The following is an 18836-nucleotide window of genomic DNA, read 5'->3' on the forward strand; positions in this document are numbered from 1 at the left end:
GTTCTGATCGCTTCTACATCCCAAGCGTTTGTGCTGTAGAAAAACTATACGCTCAGTTCAGTCTGGAGAAGGTTATGTCTTCAAATTTACATGCTAAAAAAGCAACAAAAATAAGTCTTTTCAGTTTTAACGGCGCAGCAATGAGAGCCTTCCACATGAGTTGGCTCGCCTTTTTTGTCTGCTTCTTTGCTTGGTTCGCTTGTGCGCCGCTGATGCCAGTGATTGCGGGTGAATTTCACTTAACCAAAGATCAAATTGCCAATATTAATATTGCTGCCGTAGCCATCACCATTTTAGTTCGTCTTATTGTGGGGCCATTGTGTGATAAATACGGCCCGCGTAAAACCTATACCGCACTTCTTGTACTCGGCAGTATTCCAGTCTTTGGAGTAGCGTCTGCAAATAGCTATGAATCCTTCTTGTTCTTCCGTCTATTGATTGGTGCGATTGGGGCAAGCTTTGTCATCACTCAGTATCACACCAGCATTATGTTTGCGCCAAACGTAGTTGGGACTGCAAACGCAGCGACAGCAGGTTGGGGCAACGCAGGCGGTGGTGCAACACAAGTACTCATGCCATTGATGCTCGGTGCCTTGGTGATGTTTGGTGTAGAGCAAGCGATGGGCTGGAGAATTGCACTGATTGTTCCGGGTGTACTGATGCTGATCGTGGGTTTGATGTATTGGAAATTTACTCAAGATTGTCCACAAGGCAACTTCAAAGAACTTCGTGCAGAGGGCGTCAGTGTTGGTTCAGATAAAAAAGGTGGTGTAGCGATTCTGATGCATGCTGCGAAAAACTACCGTGTTTGGATTCTATTTGGTGCCTATGCCGCGTGTTTCGGGATCGAAATTTTTATTCATAACATTGTCGCGATGTACTACGTTGACCACTTTAGCTTTGGTTTAAAAGAAGCAGGGATGGCGGCTGGTATTTTCGGTTTACTGGCATTGTTCGCTCGTGCTCTGGGCGGCATTGTGTCAGACAAAGTCGCAACCAAAAAAGGGCTTGATGGTCGTACCAAAGTGTTGTTTGGCATGATTTTGCTGGAAGGTCTCTTCCTCGTCCTATTCTCTCAAATGAATACCCCTATCTTTGCGATTCTCGCAATGACAGTCTTCGCATTGTTCACGCACATGGCATGTGGTGCAACTTATGCTTTGGTGCCTTTCATTGACCGCGATGCCTTGGGCGGTGTGGCAGGCATTATTGGCGCAGGGGGTAACGTGGGTGCAGTGGCAGCAGGTTTCCTACTCAAAGGTATGTTGGATATTCAAACCACACTGATGATTTTAGGTGGCTTGGTGGTCATCGCTGCAAGTTTTGTCCTTATGATTCGGTTCTCTGTTGAGCATAAAGAAAAGGAACAGCGCTTATTCGAACAAGCGGTACATGATCGTAGCATTGCTGAAGCGCAAAACTAAATAAAGAGATTAAACCCAAGCCTCAAGGCTCAGGCAGAACAAATGAAATATTGCGGAGAAAGAATATGAAAATCATCATGATTGGTCATGGCATGGTTGGCCACAAATTTATCGAATCAGTACTCGAACATGTGGGTGATGATGTTGAAATTACCATCTTGGCCGAAGAACCGCGCTTGGCTTATGACCGAGTACATTTGACTGAATATTTCAGTGGTAAATCAGCAAAGGATTTAACCCTTTGTCGTGCAGATTTTGCTGATGCTTATGGCATAGATTTACGTTTAAACACCAAAGCGGTTGCAATTAATCAAAGCCATAAAACGGTGACGACGAATCATGGTGATGTTCTTGGTTTTGACAAATTAATCTTGGCAACAGGTTCATATGCTTTTGTTCCGCCTATTTCGGGTAATGACCGTGAAAACTGCTTTGTTTACCGAACCATTGAAGATTTAGATGCGATTCGTGCTGCAAGTCTTAATGCGAAATCAGGTGTGGTCATTGGTGGCGGTTTATTGGGCCTAGAAGCCGCTAAGGCGCTACGTGATTTGAACTTGGAAACCCATGTGGTTGAGTTTGCACCGCGTCTTATGGCGGTTCAAATTGATGACTTGGGCGGAAAGGTTCTACGTGCAAAAATTGAAAACTTAGGCGTAAAAGTCCATACCCAAAAAGCGACTTCATCAATTGAGGAAGGTGCAACGACGAAGCATGTGATGAAATTTGGTGATGGTTCTGAGCTTGAAACAGACATTATTTTGTTCTCAGCGGGTATTCGCCCACGTGATGAGTTGGCACGTCAAAGTGGTTTAGCCCTTGGAGAGCGTGGCGGGATCATGATTAATGATTATTGCCAAACGTCAAATCCAGATATTTATGCTATTGGCGAATGTGCGCTGTGGCAAAACAAAATTTATGGTCTGGTGGCACCGGGCTATGACATGGCACGTATTGCAGCAAAACATGTCACTGAACAAACTTGTGCTGAGTTTGCGGGTGCAGACATGAGCACCAAATTGAAACTGATGGGCGTTGATGTGGCTTCTGTCGGTGATGCACATGCGATGACACCGAATGCACTCAGTTATTTCTATGCCGATGAAGATACACAAGTTTATAAAAAAATCGTGGTGAACGGCGAAAAAACCAAGTTACTTGGCGCGGTTTTAGTGGGCTGTGCAAAAGAGTACAACGACTTACTACAAATGATGCTGAATGGTTTAGCGCTTCCAGAAAATCCTGAAAGTTTAATCATGCCGGGTTATGCACAATCTTCCGCTAAATCTGGCGGTAGTGGCGTCGATTTACTGCCAGACAGTGCAACCATTTGCTCATGTAATAACGTCTCTAAAGCCGATATTTGCAGTGCAATCGCCGAGGGCTCAACGTCTCTAGGGGCCCTAAAAAAATGTACCAAAGCAGCTACTGCATGTGGTGGATGTGCACCATTAGTGACCCAAGTTTTAAAATCTGAATTACAACGCCAAGGCGTGACCGTGAATAACCATATTTGTGAGCACTTTGCCTACTCACGTCAAGAGTTGTATCACTTGGTACGGGTTAATGAAATCAAAACTTTTGATGACCTGATTCAACAACATGGTCATGGTTTGGGCTGCGATATTTGTAAGCCAACTGCAGCCAATATTTTAGCGTCGTGTTGGAATGATTTTGTTTTGAAACCAAGCCATGCAGGTCTACAAGACAGTAATGATTACTACCTAGGCAATATTCAAAAAGATGGTTCCTATTCTGTAGTTCCACGCATGGCAGGCGGTGAAGTGACGCCTGACGGCTTAATTGCTGTGGGGCAAATTGCTAAAGAATATGGCTTATATACCAAGCTCACTGGTGGGCAACGTGTCGATATGTTTGGCGCGCAAATTCACCAACTTCCTGAAATTTGGGAGAAGCTCATCGCTGCGGGCTTTGAGTCAGGCCATGCTTATGGGAAATCGCTGCGTACAGTGAAGTCTTGTGTCGGCAGCACATGGTGTCGTTACGGTGTGGATGACTCGGTTGGTTTAGCTATTTTCCTAGAGAACCGCTACAAAGGACTGCGCTCGCCGCACAAATTAAAAATGGCTGTTTCAGGCTGTACCCGTGAATGTGCCGAAGCGCAAAGTAAAGATGTCGGTGTGATTGCCACTGAAAAAGGCTGGAACCTGTATGTCTGCGGTAATGGAGGGATGAAGCCTCGCCATGCCGAGTTATTAGCTTCGGATCTCGATACCCAAACTTTGATTAAATACATCGACCGATTCTTTATGTTTTATGTGCAAACCGCAGACCGTTTACAACGAACTTCGGTTTGGCGCGACAACATGGAAGGCGGTTTAGATTATCTCAAAGATGTGGTTGTGCATGATTCTTTAGGTCTAGCTGCTGAACTAGAACGTCGTATGAGCCATGTGGTGGGGACTTATCAAGATGAATGGCGTACGGCTGTTGAAGACCCAGAAGTACGTAAACGCTTCGTGACCTTTATCAATGCCAAAGCTGAGCAACAACAAGATCCACATATTCAGTTTGCAGAAGTTCGTGGCCAGATTCGTCCTAAAACTGCGGCTGAACGAGATCGTAGCCGTATTCCAGTGGTTGAAGCTTAACAAATTAGGGTATTCAAACTTCTTTCTTCAGTGCTCTCTTAATAGGAAAGGCAGAGGGGCTAAATGAATGAAAAAGTTTAAAAAGGATCAAGATGATGACAATTTTAAAAGAAATGAATGAGCTCGATTGGGTTGATGTCTGTGCGCTAGATGATCTAACGCCAAATACTGGCGCAGGTGCACTTATTGAACATCAGCAAATTGCTATTTTTCGTGTCGGCGCGGAAAAGCGGGTATATGCCTTGAGCAATCAAGACCCATTTAGCCAAGCTTTTGTGATGTCGCGCGGCATTATTGGTGATTTGCAAGGTGAGCGTGTGGTGGCTTCCCCGATTTATAAACAGCATTTTAGCTTGGCGACAGGACGCTGTTTAGAAGATAAAGATCAAAAACTGTTAGTTTTTCCAAGCAAAATTGAAAATGGCCGAGTGTGGATTAGTCCGACACCACAAAAAACCTACATCACCAACACAGGTGCATCTCAGGAAAAAATGAAGTTGGTGTTGGTTGGTAATGGTCTAGCGGGTATGCGTTGTTTGGAAGACTTGCTCGATATGGCACCAGACCGTTATGAAGTGACAGTGATTGGTGAAGAGCCTTGGGGAAACTACAACCGTATTATGTTATCGCCAGTGTTGTCAGGCGATAAAACCATTGATGACATCATGTTGCATCCACATGCATGGTATAGCGACAAAGGGATTCGTTTCATTGCGGGTGATCCTGCGGTACGTATAGACCGTCCTCGTAAGCAGGTCTATACCGAAAAAGGTGAAGTGGTTGATTATGATCGTTTAATTTTAGCGACAGGTTCGAAACCGTTTATTCCTCCAATTGCTGGAGCGGATTTGAAAGGTGTCATTAGTTTCCGAGATATCTACGACATCAACACTATGTTGGATTACTGCAAGACCAAGAAAAATGCCGTGGTAATCGGTGGTGGTTTGTTGGGACTTGAAGCTGCATATGGCCTCAAACAACGCGGGATGAATGTCACCGTTTTACATCTGATGGATCGCATTATGGAGCGTCAATTAGACAGTAAAGCCAGCCAAATGTTACGCCATAGTATTGAACAAAAGGGCATCTCCATTATCACTGAGGCCAATACTGAAGCATTGGTGGGTGTGGATGGTCATGTCACTCAAATTCGCTTGAAAGACGGTACAGTTTTAGAGGCGGATCTTGTGGTTTTTGCAGTTGGTATTCGTCCGAACATGGCACTTGCACAAAGTGCAGGACTGCGCTGTAACCGTGGTGTGTTGGTGAATGACACCATGCAGACTTTTGACCCAAGTATTTACGCCGTGGGAGAGTGTATTGAACATCGTAACCAGACTTTTGGCTTGGTTGAGCCACTATGGGGGCAGGCGTTCATTTGTGCCTCACATTTGGCAGAGCATGGCAGCTTAACGTTTAAAGCACCAACTGTTCCAACACAGTTAAAGGTAAGTGGCTGTGATGTGTTCTCAGCGGGTAATTTTGAACCGAAGGATGACTTTGAAGACATCATTTTAAATGATGAAAAACGTCAGATTTATAAACGCATTATTATTCAAAAGGATAAGGTCGTTGGCGCGGTGTTGTTTGGGGATACTGAAGATGGAGTTTGGTATGCAGAACTTATTTCGGATCAAACCCCAATTTCTTCGATCCGCAATAAATTGCTATTTGGTAAAGATTTTGCATTAAAAAAAGCAGGGTAAAAATCTCCTCTTGAAAGGAGGGGGATGGATTTTCTAATAGTTAATTTGATACGCGGAAACGTCATTCACAACTTGTTTGAGGCAGGGTTACTTATGAAAATTAATGTTTCTGCGAAGTAAGTTGGGATGAAGCTGGTATGGGACGAGTTTTGTGAATGACAATGCTTTTGCCTACTTTTCCCAAAAGAAAAGTAGGTCGAGCCGAAGGTTAATCCTAAATCTAAACACAAAAGAAAAGACGCCGTTGTGAGTGATTCAAAATAAATGAAAGGCAAATAGGAGCGAAGCAGAAATGAATAGTATCCCTGTAATGGAACTGCATAGCTCCACAGAAAAAATGATTACAACTACACAAACCACCTGCCCATATTGTGGGGTGGGTTGTGGGGTAACAGCAACTGTTGAAGAAACGGCTTTAGGGCAAAAAGTCTCTGTGGTGGGTGATGCTCAGCATCCATCTAATTTCGGAAAGTTGTGCATTAAAGGCAGTAATTTAGCCGACACGGTAGGTTTAGAAACGCGCGTCTTACATCCCATGTTGGGGCGTAAACTGCAACGTGAGGTAAGTTCATGGGACACCGCAACAGACTTAATCGCCAACAAATTTCAACATTATATCGATCAATATGGGCCTGAAAGTATAGCTTTTTATGTCTCAGGTCAACTGCTGACTGAAGACTATTATGTGGTCAATAAATTTGTTAAAGGCTACTTGGGTACAGCCAATATCGACACCAATTCACGGTTGTGTATGTCTTCAGCCGTTGCTGCGCATAAACGTGCTTTTGGGGAAGATTTAGTCCCAGCCAGTTATAGTGATTTTGAACATACCGATATGGTGGTTTTGGTGGGTTCAAATACAGCATGGTGTCATCCAGTATTGTACCAACGCATCATGAAAGCCAAAGAGGAGCGAGATCTTTTTGTCGTCGTGATTGACCCGCGTTTTACTGCCACTTGTGAGGCGGCTGATTTACACTTACCGATTTTACCGGGTCAAGATGTCGCACTGTTCAATGGTCTATTACAGTATTTAGCAACCAATCATTATATCGATACCGATTTTATTGCAAAGCATACTCAAGGGCTAGAGCAAGCGCTGGCAAGCAGCGCATCTGAAGCATCAATAGCGAGTGTGAGCGAACGGACGGGGATTTCTGTTGAAAAATTAGTACTCTTTTTTGAAAAATTTGCTCAAACAGAAAAAGTGATGAGCTTATTTTCAATGGGTGTGAATCAGTCTTCACGTGGAGTAGACAAAGCCAATAGCATTACCAATTGTCATTTGTTAACTGGCAAAATTGGGAAATTGGGCGCAGCGCCTTTTTCCATGACGGGCCAACCGAATGCAATGGGCGGGCGTGAAGTGGGTGGCCTTGCCAATATGTTGGCTGCCCATATGGATTTGGATAATCCCAAGCATCAGCAACTCGTACAGCAGTTTTGGCACAGTCCAACCATTGCAAAGCAAGTGGGTTTAAAGGCTGTCGACCTTTTTGAAGCTGTCGAAGCTAGAAAAATTAAAGCCATTTGGATTATGGCGACCAATCCTGTGGTGAGTTTGCCCAATGCCGATCAGGTGAAACGTGCACTAGATAAATGTGAGTTTGTGGTGGTGTCAGACATTTGTCTAGATACAGATACCACTCAATATGCCGATGTGTTACTGCCTGCATTGGGTTGGGGTGAAAAAGATGGCACAGTCACCAATTCAGAACGCCGTATTTCCAGACAGCGTGCCTTTTTAGACATCCCAGAACAAGCACAAGCGGATTGGTGGTCAGTTTCACAAGTTGCGAAAAAATTAGGATTTCAGGGTTTTGACTTTGAAAGTAGTCATGACATTTTCAAAGAACATGCCCAGCTTTCAGCTTATCAAAATGCAGAAATCGATTTACGTTCATCGACTGAAACATTCCGCTATTTCAATTTGGCAGGTCTAACGGATCTTTCACTTGACGACTACCAAGAACTTGAACCGACGCAATGGCCTGTGCTCGCACCTTTGAAAAATGGCCAAACCACACCAAACATTTTTGCCCAATTATTTAAAGATGGTCAGTTTAGTCACGCAGATGGTAAAGCTAAGTTTATTGCAACAATGGCGGTTGGCGCAGTGAATCCAACCAGCAGTGAATATCCATTGGTACTGAATACGGGACGCATCCGAGATCAATGGCATACCATGACGCGTACAGGTTTATCAGCCAATTTAAGTACACATAAAGCAGAACCCTATTGTGAAATCCACCCAAATGATGCACTGAAATATGGTTTGAAAGATGGGGAACTGGTAGAGATCAAATCGGCTTGGGGAAATTGCGTACTGCGTGCCACGGTCAGTGACAATATCCGCCGGGGACAGATTTTTGCACCGATTCACTGGAGTGATCAATTTGCATCAGATGCACGGATTGGCAAAGTGGTGAATCCTGTGGTGGATGCGATTTCGGGAGAACCTGAGTTCAAACATACCCCTGTGATGATTCATCCGTTTTATACGCAATGGCAGGGCGTGTTTTATGTCAGAACGGGCTTTGAGCATTTGGTGCAACAAAGCATTGAACAAAGCGTTTGGTGGACCAAAATCAAAACGTCCAAAGCTATTCGTTATGAGCTGGCAGATCGCCGACGTTTTACGGAAACCACGGAACAACTCAAAGCTTTATTGCCTTTTGATGATGAAAGTTTTGAATGGCTCAATGTAGAAGATCAAACCGCCCATATCAGTCATAGTGTGGTGTTACAAGATGGACACCTCATTGCGAGTCTGTATATTGCACCTAAAGCGTTATTGCCAGATCGAGACTGGGTGGCAAGTCTGTTTAAGCGCGAACGCTTAAGCGCGATACATCGGAAGGCTTTATTAGCAGGGCAAGCCATGTCAATGACTAATAGCGATGGCCCACTGGTCTGTAGCTGTTTTAAAGTTGGGAAAAATCGTATTATCGATGTCATTAAAGAAAAAAATATCACCCATGAAAAACAAGTCACTGCATGCTTAAAGGCAGGAGGCAATTGCGGTTCTTGCTTACCTGAAATTCGAGGTCTGATCAAAGCGTGTCAAACGGAGGAGGTAGAATGAAAAGAAAAATACTCAAACCCGTGAGCTACCCAGAAACTGAAGTTGTTATTTTGGCGGGTGGTCAGGCGCGCCGTATGAATGGCATTAATAAACTCTTGCAAAAATTTGATGATGAAATTCAACTTATCAAAATTCATCAGCAGTTAAAGTCACGTGCAACCAAGTTATGGGTCAACAGCCATCGCGATCATTCCATTTATGAGCGGTTGATTCCGTCGATTGGCTTTTTTGAAGATGAGGCAACAGGCTTTCAAGGGCCCTTGATGGGGATGAAAAGTGCATGGACACATGTGCAATCAGACTATGTGCTGTTCGTGCCCTGTGATGTAACTTTTATTCCGAAAAAAGTGTTTTCACGGTTACATCAAGCGATGCAACAAGATCCGAACTGTGGTGTCGTTATTGTAGAAATCAATGACCGTGCACTGTATCCGTTTTGTTTGTTAAAACGGAGCAGTTTACCGACATTGATTCAGCACCTTGAGCAAAATCAGCGCAGTTTAAGGCAGTGTTTTGCAGATTTGCACCCACAAGTGGCACGATTTAAAAATCATGCACTGTTTTTTCACAGCATTAACTCGTTGGATGAGTTACAACAGCATCGGCAACTCAATTTTTTATAAATACCTCAGATATTGAAGAGAGGAGGTGTGTGTTGAGAGCAAAAGATGTTGCCATAAACCGATTTGGCTGTTTAAATAAAAATCTATAAAAGAACCAAATAAGTATTCGTGTTTATATTAAATTTATTATAAAACAAAAAATTAGAATATATTTATGGGAGTCGTTATTTTATTTAGATTATAAACGTATGTAGCAGTGATCACTCATTACGGCGGTGAACTGAAAATACTCAAAATGTAAAAAGTGCACAAAGTTGGAACAGTTATTGCAATTTATACTTTAGAAAATAGGGCGTGAAATATGAACTGCACCGACACCGCTCAAAGGACGCATAGGTAAGACAGATGAACAGCATGACCCATGTATCCGCAGTTAGAGTATTCCAAGATCAGTTTGGACGTGAAAAGCGCAAACTACGAATCTCTGTGACGGATCGTTGTAATTTTAAATGCGTCTATTGCATGCCCGAACATCCCGAATGGATGAAAAAGCACGACTTGCTCAGCTTTGAAGAACTCTACCATTTTTGCAAATTTATGGTGCAGCATGGCATTGAGCAAATTCGTATCACGGGCGGTGAACCGTTAATGCGCCAAGGTGTGGTGCATTTTATCGAACAGCTACAAAGCCTAAAAAAACAGGGGCTGAAGCGTATTTCCATGACCACCAATGGTCACTATTTAAAACAATATGCCGCTGCTTTAAAGCAAGCAGGGCTGGATGATTTAAATATTAGTCTAGACAGTCTAGATGCCGAACAATTTCAACACCTCACTAAAAAACAATTACATACAGTGCTGGAAGGAATTCAGGTCGCACAGCAGGTTGGTTTTAACATCAAAATCAATACCGTGCTGATGAAAGGCATCAATGACGATCAAATTGTTCCTTTGGTTCAGTGGGCAAAGCTGCAAAAGGTAGAACTGCGTTTTATTGAGTTTATGCCTTTGGATGGCGATCAAAATTGGTCGCAAGCCGATGTCGTCACTGAACAAGAGATTTTGTCCCAACTCAGCTCGCAATTTACGGTGCAAGTGCTTGAAGGACAAGGTGCCAATCCTGCACGTAGTTATCGGGTAGATGGTGAGAAGGTTGGGATTATTTCTACCATTAGCAACTCATTTTGTGGGGAGTGTGATCGACTACGGTTGAATGCGCAAGGTGAGTTTTATAATTGTCTTTTTGCCAAGCAAGGCTTAAATTTAAAGTTAGACATTCAACAACTTACCCAACTTAATCAGCACGAAGCCTTTGTTTTAGAAAGTAAACTTTCAACTTATGTTTGGCATAAAGAGCAAGGTTTTCATGCCATTCAAAAACAGCAGTTGCATCAGCCAGTGCGAAAAATCAGTATGCATATGATTGGAGGTTAGGATGACTCAGGGGTTAAATAACTTGATTAGAGTAAAGATTGAAGCTTTTGGTGCGATTGAACGCCAGTTACCCCCCAATTTAATGCTGCAATGTGAGCCTGATTCATCGGTTGCAGCGGTATTAAAGGATATCGTTGCTCAGTACCCAGATGTCCACACATTATTGGAGCGCTGTGCCTGTGCAGTCGGTGAAGACATTATTTCAAGGCAGACCATTTTAAGTCGAGATTGTACTTTGGTGTTGTTGTCCCCTGTGGCAGGAGGTTGATATGGAATTAAAACAATTTCCGCGGATTCAAACAGTGGTTTTTAGTCAAAATGACTTTGATGGCATCCAACATTTTCCTGAGTGTGGTGGCATTGGCATATTCATTGGTACAGTGCGGAATCACCATCAAGGTAAAGCTGTAAAAGCATTGAAATATACCGCTTATGCACCTGTCGCTGAAAAAATGATTCGTCAAATTGAACAAGAAATCCAATTAAAATATGGCGTGTCTTATGTTCGGGTGGTGCATCGCATTGGTGCTTTAGATATTGGCGATACAGCCATTATTGCGATGGCGTACGCCGCGCATCGCCGTGAAGCCTTTCAAGCCTGTGAGGAAGCGGTAGAACGGGTAAAACATGAAGTTCCTGTGTGGAAAGAAGAGTTTTATGTGGATGGTACCAGTCAGTATGTCGAGGGTTGTTGTATTCGAACAGATCATGAAGCGCCAAAACCTCATAGCCATGAGCATTGCGAGCATGCACATGTTCATCCTTAGCACAGTGCGTCATAGTAGTGCCAATATTTACCAGTAACCCGTTTACGATTTGGATAATGGAAATTTAGTAACAGTTGCGTATGAATGGAAAGTGGCGAGATAATTGAAAGAAAAATCTTCTGAAAACTTTATGAAAAATAATGCTTAGGTTAAGATGATCCATTCTTATATTTGAAGTCTTTTGAATCGCTATGCAACCATTTGTTCTATATAACTCAGAGCAACGCAAAAAAGTAGAATTCGTACCTCGTGTTGAGGGGCATATTGATATGTATGTCTGCGGTATGACGGTGTATGACTACTGTCATATTGGACATGCGCGCGTGATGGTTGCATTTGACTATATTATTCGCTTCCTGCGTAGCCAAGGTTGGAGCGTGAAATATGTACGTAACATTACCGACATTGACGACAAAATCATTAAACGTGCCAATGAAAATGGCGAGTCGATTACGCAGCTGACAGACCGCTTTATTCAAGCGATGAATGAAGACGCTGAAAATCTAGGTTGTTTACATCCAGATGAAGCACCGCGTGCGACGGATTATATTGATCAAATGCAAAGCATGATTGGCAATTTGGTTGAAAAGGGCACAGCTTATCCATCTGCCAATGGTGATGTGTATTTCCAAGTGGAAAAATTTGCCAAGTATGGTCGTCTTTCAGGACGTAAACTGGAAGATATGCAAGCGGGTGCATCTGAACGTGTCGATGTTGAAGTTGAGAAAAAACATCCCTTTGATTTTGTACTTTGGAAACATGCCAAAGAAAATGAACCTGCATGGGCTTCGCCATGGGGCAAAGGTCGTCCGGGTTGGCACATTGAATGTTCTGCCATGTCGACTTGCTGCCTAGGGAACCATTTTGACATTCATGGCGGTGGTTCAGACCTCATGTTCCCGCACCATGAAAATGAAATTGCACAGTCTGAGGCTTCAACTGGCGAGCAGTATGTCAACTATTGGATGCATGTTGGTTTCATCAATGTTGATGGCGAGAAAATGTCGAAGTCATTGGGCAATTTCTTTACCATTCGCGATGTGATGGATAAGTTCCACCCTGAAGTGATTCGCTACTTCATTGTGTCATCACACTATCGTAGCCCTGTGAACTTCTCTGATGTTGCTTTAAAAGAAGCAAAAACAGCGCTGTCACGCTTCTATCATTCATTCAAAGCTTATCAACAAGCCTATGGCGATACACAAGTCGATACCTTAGATGAAACATTGCTTGAGCGTTTCAACAGTGCCATGTGTGATGACTTCAATACCGCTGAAGCCATTGCGGTATTGTTTGAAGTGAACAAAGAATTAAACCGTGCCGTGAAAGAGCAACAAGCGGAACAAGCGGCGATTTACTATGCAACTTTGCGTCATTTAACCAATATTCTAGGTTTGGTTCAGCACAATGTTGAAGAGTTCCTGAAGTCTGATATTGGGCAAGAGGCTTTGGCTTTGTCTGAAGAGCAAATTGAAGATTTGATTCAACAACGTCAAGATGCGAAAAAAGCCAAAGAATTTGCCAAAGCGGATGAAATTCGTCAGTCCTTATTGGATCAAGGTGTGGTTTTGGAAGACACTCGCCAAGGGACAATCTGGCGCCGTGCTGATTAATTCAGCAATTGCATTATAGAGTGTTGACAGTTTGATGAAACTCTCTATAATGCACATCCATATTGCGGGAATAGCTCAGTTGGTAGAGCACAACCTTGCCAAGGTTGGGGTCGCGAGTTCGAGTCTCGTTTCCCGCTCCAAAATTTAAAAAGCCTCAAGTTTAACTTGAGGTTTTTTTATGCCTGTCATTTGAGTGTGTTGAAAATAATTCATTTAAATGTGAAATTATCTCGGCGTTTCAGCCCATAATTTTGACAAAAATATGCTTAAATTATTCATCTTCATTTGTGAATAAAATTGTGTTTCTTCAACCCCATAGCACTGTCGTATCGACCGAAGCTCGAGACTATCCTGAATGGCATTTGGGACGAGAATGCTATGCACTTTGGTATATTGAAGTGGATGATCCCGTTTTGATCAGCTATTTAACAAAGCTTCGTGAGCAGTTCTCAGATTTACTTTATCAACCAAATCAACGGCAGTTTCATATCACTTTATTTGTTGCAGGTTTTTGGGTAGAACAGGCAACACAGTCGGATGACTTTAGTCGAGTGCAACTGAATCAGCAGCTTGAACGCCTTAAAAATTTAAAACTAGAATCTTTTCAGTTACAGATTGGTGAATTAAATAGTTTTGAAAGTGCCTTATTTTTAAAAGTAGATAATACCGCAGGCGTGTTGGATCAAATTAGAAAAACATTGCTGCAAACCGCGCAGGAAGTCGCGGCATTAAGTTATTGTCCACATATTACATTAGGTCTATACCGTGAAGCAGTGGGTAGTGATCATGTATTGGAACGTATGGCTGAAATTGAAGATATTAGCTATAGCTTAAATGTCTCAAAGCTCACGTTTGGTTTTTATCAGTCCCATGTCCTACAAGGGGCATTGTTTTCACAGACACAAATTGAGTTGTGGAATGCGCAATGCAACTGATTTTAGGTGGTGCACGTTCGGGGAAAAGTCGCTTGGCGGAGCAGATTGCCCAACAGCTGGCGCAGCCTGTGATCTATGTCGCCACAGCACAAGCCTTGGATGGGGAGATGCAAGCGCGTATTCAACACCATCAGCAACAACGACCCGAAGATTGGGGGCTGTGTGAAGAACCCATTTATCTTGCAGAGCAGTTGCTCAAATTAGATCGCCCAAACCAAACCATTTTGGTTGATTGCCTGACCTTATGGATGAGTAATTTACTGATGCATGCTGACCCAGATTTGCAAGTTCAAGAATGCCAGAAGTTGTTAGATGTTGTCGGAAATTTACAGTCCGAGCTGATTTTAGTGAGCAATGAAACAGGCTTAGGTGTGGTTCCAATGGGACAAATCAGCCGACGTTTTGTTGATGAAACAGGGCGATTGCATCAGCAGTTAGGTCAAATTGCAACAAAAGTGGTGTTCTGCGTAGCAGGATTTCCAATGATTTTAAAAGGAGAGCAAGTGTGAGTTGGTGGTTAGAAGCATGTCAAAGTCCGAGTGAGTCTGTATTGGCTCAAGCCCTAGCACGCCAGTCACAGTTGACCAAACCGACAGGCTCGTTGTCGGAGCTTGAATCGGTTGCAGTGACCTTAGCTAGTTTGCAAAACACTGTAAAACCCAAGATTGACCGCCCATGGATTACAATTTTTGCAGGTGATCATGGGGTGATGGAAGAAAATATTTCTGCCTACCCACAAGCGGTGACACGTCAAATGTTGCAGAACTTCGCAACTGGCGGGGCGTGTATTAGTGTGATTGCCAAAGAGTATCAAGCCAAGTTACAAGTCATCGACTGTGGTTCAGTCGGTGAAGCGTATGAATATGTCGGGGTTGAACGCCACTGCATCCGCGCTGGGACGGCTAACTTTGCTCAAACTCCAGCCATGACTGAGGCTGAATGTGAAGCTGCTTTTGCTTTGGGGCAAAAAAGTGTGGAAGATGCCATTGCTTATGGTGCAGATATCTATGTCGCGGGGGAGATGGGCATTGGAAATACCTGTTCAGCCTCAGCTGTCGCTTGCTTTTTATTAGCTGAGCCAGCTGAAAAGCTCACGGGTGTTGGAACGGGTATCCGCACTGAACAATTGATACATAAAAAACAGGTGATTGATCAAGCACTTTCACTGCATGCACAATATGTCGGGAACGATCCATTTAAAGCCTTATGTGCGGTGGGTGGACTTGAAATTGCAGCCATGACAGCCGCGTATATTCGCTGTGCGCAATTGGGGCTGCCGATGGTGGTGGATGGGTTTATCAGTACTGTTTCGGCATTACTCGCAGTACGCTTAAATCCACAGGTTCGCGCTTGGATGCTCTTTGGACATCAGTCGGCTGAATATGGTCATGTCCGTTTGTTAGAAGAACTTAAAGCGATGCCTTTATTGAAGCTGAACCTACGTTTGGGTGAAGGCAGTGGCGCAGGGGCTGCACTGGGGTTGATCAAACTCGCCTGTCGCATACACAATGAGATGGCAACATTTGCTGAAGCAGCCGTGATTGGTGAGAAAGTTTAAGGATGTTGTATTTAGATTTCCTACGCCACGGCGAAACTAGCTTAAGCCATACTCTACGGGGTAGAACGGATGATGCTTTGACTGCGAAGGGTTGGGCGCAAATGCGATCTACCATCACCCAGTCTGAGCAGACTGGGCAGGCGTGGGATGTTATTTATAGCTCACCATTACAGCGCTGCCGTCTATTTGCAGAGCAGTGGGCGGAGCAAAAACAGCTTCCTTTGTTTATAGAACCGAATTTGCAAGAAATGGATTTTGGGGAATGGGAGGCTCAGTCGACTGAGCTACTCTATCAACTCTACCCAGATGAATTGGCTCAATTTTGGCAAACACCGTTAAGCTTTACCCTACCTCAGGCGGAAAGTTTATTGACATTTAAAAGTCGTGTTCTAGAGTCAGTAGAGACTTTGACTCAGCAAATGTATGCGCAGGGCTGGACACGCGCATTGATTATTTCCCATGGTGGAGTGATTAAACTCTTGAAATGCCAAGCGCTGAAACAGCATGATAATGATCTTTTAAAAATGTCAGCAGAGTTAGGGCAGTTGAACTGCTTTGTATTCGATCAAGGGCAGCTTCAGTTTATTCAAAGTGAGGACGTGTAATGACACCGTTTTGGATTGCATTACAGTTTTTAACGACCTTTCCAGTTCGCCTAAGCGTAATGCCAACGCCTCAGCAAAATGCGCAGGCATTGTTGTTTTATCCTGTAGTGGGTTTGCTTATGGGAGGAATTCTATATGGGATCGCCCTGTTATTGCATGCTTTTCCACTTGTGCTGTTAAGCAGTGTGGTTCTGGTGTTATGGATTTGGTTGACGGGTGGTTTGCATCTGGATGGTTTAGCCGACACTGCCGATGCTTGGGTCGGTGGTTTTGGCGATAAAGCACGCACACTTGAGATCATGAAAGATCCGAGTTGTGGGCCGATAGGTGTACTCAGTCTTGTTATTGTATGCATATTAAAGTGGTCTGCACTGTATGTGTTATTACAAAAACAGCTGTATACAACGCTGATCCTCTTTCCTATGTTGGGGCGTCTCGTGCCGCTATTTTTCTTTTTAAGCACAGACTATGTGCGTGCTAAAGGACTCGGCAGCCAGTTGGGCCAACATTTAGCACGACCAATTGCAATGGCACTTTTACTGCTGATACCTTTGGTGGCTTTGTATTGGGCATGGATTGGTGTTGTGGTGATTGCCACGTTTTATCTGGTACTGTGGCATTTACGATATAAATTTATACGGCGTATTGGTGGTGTGACGGGAGATACCATTGGTGCCAGTATTGAAATAATTGAATTAGCGACATTGTTTAGCTTTGTGGCGGCTACTTTTTATTTCACTTAAGTTAAGGAATTAATAAGAGCCTCTCAGCGTGAAAGATGTGCAGTCATACGTGGTTGAAAGAAAAAATAATAAAAGGTAACGAGCTATATGCACTTGAAACAAAGGTCTTCCATCATCAGCAAAACACATTTGTAGATATGTTGTGAAAATCCAAAGATTTCCGCGATAGTTGTCTACAGAGATATGATAAAATTGCGAAAATTATTTTTTATGTGCTGACGTTTCATTTCGTCACACGGTTCAGGTAAAACAACGTTGAATTCTGAAAATATGTCAAATCCCATTGATTTCCAAAAAGTTGCTTTAGAAACACTAGAGATAGAGCGTCAGGCACTCTCGGTGCTTGCTAAACAAATCGATGATCGTTTTAGCCGTGCTTGTGAAATTATCTTAAAGTGTAAAGGTCGCTTAGTCATTACTGGCATGGGTAAATCAGGGCATATTGGCCGAAAAATGGCAGCCACCTTTGCCTCTACAGGTACACCATCATTCTTTATGCACCCAGGTGAAGCGGGGCATGGTGATTTAGGGATGTTGGTTGCAGGTGATGTGCTGATTGCGATTTCAAACTCAGGCAAGAGTGATGAAATCATGATGCTGATGCCTTTGATCAAATATTTGGGTGTGCCTTTAATTACCATCAGTGGTGATGAGCGTGGGCCGATGCCACAAAATGCTGATGTGGCTTTAACGTTAGGTAATATCCAAGAAGCGTGTCCATTAGGTCTAGCACCAACATCGAGTACAACGGCGACTTTAGCTTTGGGTGATGCATTGGCTGTTGCACTGTTAGATGCACGCGGGTTTACCTCCGATGACTTTGCTCGCTCGCATCCTGCGGGGGCTTTGGGTAAACGCTTGTTATTACATGTGAAGCATTTAATGCACACTGGAGACGAACTACCGAAAGTGTCTCCAGATACAGCAATGAACAAAGTTCTGTACGAAATCTCTAACAAACGCCTAGGTTTAACCACAATTGTGGATGACAATGATCATCTATTGGGGATTTTTACTGATGGTGACTTACGCCGTTTGATTGATAAACAGCAAGGTTTCGATGTGAACTTGGCGGTGTCTGATGTGATGATTAAGAGCCCGCTGACGATTTCACCGGAAGCACGTGCTGTTGAAGCATTAGAGCGAATGAATGAAAAGAAAATTAACCAATTTGTCGTTGTTGATGAGAGCAATAAAGTCATTGGTGTTTTGAGTATGCATGACCTGATTCAAGCTGGGGTAAATTAAAAAATGGCTTCTTATATTTTGTTAGAACAAGCGCGTTATGTAGAAGCTCTAGTTTTGGATGTTGATGGTATTTTAAGTGATGGTTTTGTGACTTTGACCAACTCGGGGGACGAAATCAAATCTTTCGATATCCGTGATGGCTTAGGTATGAAACTGGTTCAGCAAGCTGGTGTGAAAGTGATTATTATCACAGGACGTAAAAGTCAGATCGTAGAAAAACGGATGTCTGATTTGGGCGTTGACCTTGTTTATCAAGGCCGTGAAGACAAAGGTGTTGCACTGCGCGAGGCTTGTGCAAAATTTGGTATTTCACCCGAAGATTGTTTATACATGGGCGATGATTGGCCTGACCTATCTGCATTTGCTATTGCCGGCATGAAAGTGACCGTGCCAAATGGTCATTTAGAAGTACGTCGTCGTGCCGATTTGGTGACTCAAGCGATGGGTGGACGTGGCGCGGTACGTGAAATCTGCGATATGATTTTACAAGCCAAGGGTGTATACGAAACTTTACTTGAAAAGTACACCGCAGTCCCGCATTAA

At 43.4% G+C, this 18836-nt stretch carries 16 protein-coding genes and 1 tRNA gene; all 17 read left to right on the forward strand.

Annotation, left to right across the window (positions count from 1 at the left end; genetic code table 11):
* The first annotated feature begins 74 nt into the window (after positions 1 to 74).
* The 17 genes from AXW61_RS06755 (at position 75) to AXW61_RS06835 (ending at position 18836) form a co-directional block, all read left to right on the forward strand.
* Positions 75 to 1424 carry an MFS transporter gene (locus AXW61_RS06755; protein ID WP_058869915.1) on the forward strand — a complete coding sequence of 450 codons (1350 nt, stop codon included), beginning with the start codon at positions 75 to 77 and terminating at the stop codon, positions 1422 to 1424.
* A 65-nt stretch (positions 1425 to 1489) separates the two neighbouring features.
* Complete coding sequence (nirB, locus tag AXW61_RS06760) at positions 1490 to 4036, forward strand: nitrite reductase large subunit NirB (RefSeq protein WP_062033502.1); 2547 nt, start codon at positions 1490 to 1492, stop codon at positions 4034 to 4036.
* Between the two features lie 95 nt (positions 4037 to 4131).
* Positions 4132 to 5742, forward strand: coding sequence for a nitrite reductase small subunit NirD (gene nirD, locus AXW61_RS06765; RefSeq protein WP_062033505.1), 1611 nt, complete (start codon positions 4132 to 4134; stop codon positions 5740 to 5742).
* Between the two features lie 292 nt (positions 5743 to 6034).
* A complete protein-coding gene (locus AXW61_RS06770) occupies positions 6035 to 8827 on the forward strand; it encodes a nitrate reductase (protein WP_062033508.1) in 2793 nt (930 codons plus the stop codon).
* Positions 8824 to 9450, forward strand: a complete 627-nt coding sequence (locus tag AXW61_RS06775) for a molybdenum cofactor guanylyltransferase (protein ID WP_010327078.1) — start codon at positions 8824 to 8826, stop codon at positions 9448 to 9450. Before AXW61_RS06770 ends, AXW61_RS06775 begins: the two co-directional genes overlap by 4 nt.
* 345 nt (positions 9451 to 9795) lie before the next feature.
* Positions 9796 to 10824 (forward strand): GTP 3',8-cyclase MoaA, encoded by a 1029-nt coding sequence (moaA, locus tag AXW61_RS06780; RefSeq protein ID WP_039890089.1) that lies wholly within the window; start codon positions 9796 to 9798, stop codon positions 10822 to 10824.
* Position 10825: 1 nt separating this feature from the next.
* Positions 10826 to 11092 (forward strand): MoaD/ThiS family protein, encoded by a 267-nt coding sequence (locus tag AXW61_RS06785; protein WP_062033510.1) that lies wholly within the window; start codon positions 10826 to 10828, stop codon positions 11090 to 11092.
* A 1-nt stretch (position 11093) separates the two neighbouring features.
* Positions 11094 to 11591, forward strand: a complete 498-nt coding sequence (locus tag AXW61_RS06790; protein ID WP_062033513.1) for a molybdenum cofactor biosynthesis protein MoaE — start codon at positions 11094 to 11096, stop codon at positions 11589 to 11591.
* 191 nt (positions 11592 to 11782) lie between these two features.
* Complete coding sequence (gene cysS / locus AXW61_RS06795) at positions 11783 to 13204, forward strand: cysteine--tRNA ligase (protein WP_062033516.1); 1422 nt, start codon at positions 11783 to 11785, stop codon at positions 13202 to 13204.
* Positions 13205 to 13268: 64 nt separating this feature from the next.
* Positions 13269 to 13344 (forward strand) — tRNA-Gly (locus AXW61_RS06800).
* Between the two features lie 147 nt (positions 13345 to 13491).
* Positions 13492 to 14139 carry a 2'-5' RNA ligase family protein gene (locus AXW61_RS06805; protein WP_062033519.1) on the forward strand — a complete coding sequence of 216 codons (648 nt, stop codon included), beginning with the start codon at positions 13492 to 13494 and terminating at the stop codon, positions 14137 to 14139.
* A complete protein-coding gene (gene cobU / locus AXW61_RS06810; RefSeq protein WP_010327072.1) occupies positions 14130 to 14648 on the forward strand; it encodes a bifunctional adenosylcobinamide kinase/adenosylcobinamide-phosphate guanylyltransferase in 519 nt (172 codons plus the stop codon). The genes AXW61_RS06805 and cobU overlap by 10 nt, the downstream gene beginning before the upstream one ends.
* On the forward strand, positions 14645 to 15697 hold the full coding sequence (gene cobT, locus AXW61_RS06815) for a nicotinate-nucleotide--dimethylbenzimidazole phosphoribosyltransferase (RefSeq protein WP_062033531.1): 1053 nt from the start codon (positions 14645 to 14647) through the stop codon (positions 15695 to 15697). The genes cobU and cobT overlap by 4 nt, the downstream gene beginning before the upstream one ends.
* A 2-nt stretch (positions 15698 to 15699) precedes the next feature.
* Positions 15700 to 16302: a histidine phosphatase family protein gene (locus AXW61_RS06820; protein WP_062033533.1), complete on the forward strand. Its 603-nt coding sequence runs from the start codon at positions 15700 to 15702 to the stop codon at positions 16300 to 16302.
* A complete protein-coding gene (locus tag AXW61_RS06825; protein WP_062033537.1) occupies positions 16302 to 17045 on the forward strand; it encodes an adenosylcobinamide-GDP ribazoletransferase in 744 nt (247 codons plus the stop codon). The genes AXW61_RS06820 and AXW61_RS06825 overlap by 1 nt, the downstream gene beginning before the upstream one ends.
* A gap of 270 nt (positions 17046 to 17315) precedes the next feature.
* Positions 17316 to 18293, forward strand: coding sequence for a KpsF/GutQ family sugar-phosphate isomerase (locus AXW61_RS06830; protein WP_004982125.1), 978 nt, complete (start codon positions 17316 to 17318; stop codon positions 18291 to 18293).
* 3 nt (positions 18294 to 18296) lie between these two features.
* Entirely contained in the window at positions 18297 to 18836 is a 540-nt protein-coding gene (locus AXW61_RS06835; RefSeq protein WP_004982122.1) for an HAD-IIIA family hydrolase, read from the forward strand.

It is taken from the genome of Acinetobacter sp. BMW17 (assembly GCF_001592855.1).
In the GTDB taxonomy this organism is placed as follows: Bacteria; Pseudomonadota; Gammaproteobacteria; order Pseudomonadales; family Moraxellaceae; genus Acinetobacter; species Acinetobacter johnsonii.

Coding starts and splice junctions, on each gene's coding strand:
- AXW61_RS06755 (WP_058869915.1), top strand. CDS start 75: ATGTCTTCAAATTTACATGCTAAAAAAGCAACAAAAATAAGTCTTTTC.
- nirB (WP_062033502.1), top strand. CDS start 1,490: ATGAAAATCATCATGATTGGTCATGGCATGGTTGGCCACAAATTTATC.
- nirD (WP_062033505.1), top strand. CDS start 4,132: ATGACAATTTTAAAAGAAATGAATGAGCTCGATTGGGTTGATGTCTGT.
- AXW61_RS06770 (WP_062033508.1), top strand. CDS start 6,035: ATGAATAGTATCCCTGTAATGGAACTGCATAGCTCCACAGAAAAAATG.
- AXW61_RS06775 (WP_010327078.1), top strand. CDS start 8,824: ATGAAAAGAAAAATACTCAAACCCGTGAGCTACCCAGAAACTGAAGTT.
- moaA (WP_039890089.1), top strand. CDS start 9,796: ATGAACAGCATGACCCATGTATCCGCAGTTAGAGTATTCCAAGATCAG.
- AXW61_RS06785 (WP_062033510.1), top strand. CDS start 10,826: ATGACTCAGGGGTTAAATAACTTGATTAGAGTAAAGATTGAAGCTTTT.
- AXW61_RS06790 (WP_062033513.1), top strand. CDS start 11,094: ATGGAATTAAAACAATTTCCGCGGATTCAAACAGTGGTTTTTAGTCAA.
- cysS (WP_062033516.1), top strand. CDS start 11,783: ATGCAACCATTTGTTCTATATAACTCAGAGCAACGCAAAAAAGTAGAA.
- cobU (WP_010327072.1), top strand. CDS start 14,130: ATGCAACTGATTTTAGGTGGTGCACGTTCGGGGAAAAGTCGCTTGGCG.
- AXW61_RS06820 (WP_062033533.1), top strand. CDS start 15,700: ATGTTGTATTTAGATTTCCTACGCCACGGCGAAACTAGCTTAAGCCAT.
- AXW61_RS06825 (WP_062033537.1), top strand. CDS start 16,302: ATGACACCGTTTTGGATTGCATTACAGTTTTTAACGACCTTTCCAGTT.
- AXW61_RS06830 (WP_004982125.1), top strand. CDS start 17,316: ATGTCAAATCCCATTGATTTCCAAAAAGTTGCTTTAGAAACACTAGAG.
- AXW61_RS06835 (WP_004982122.1), top strand. CDS start 18,297: ATGGCTTCTTATATTTTGTTAGAACAAGCGCGTTATGTAGAAGCTCTA.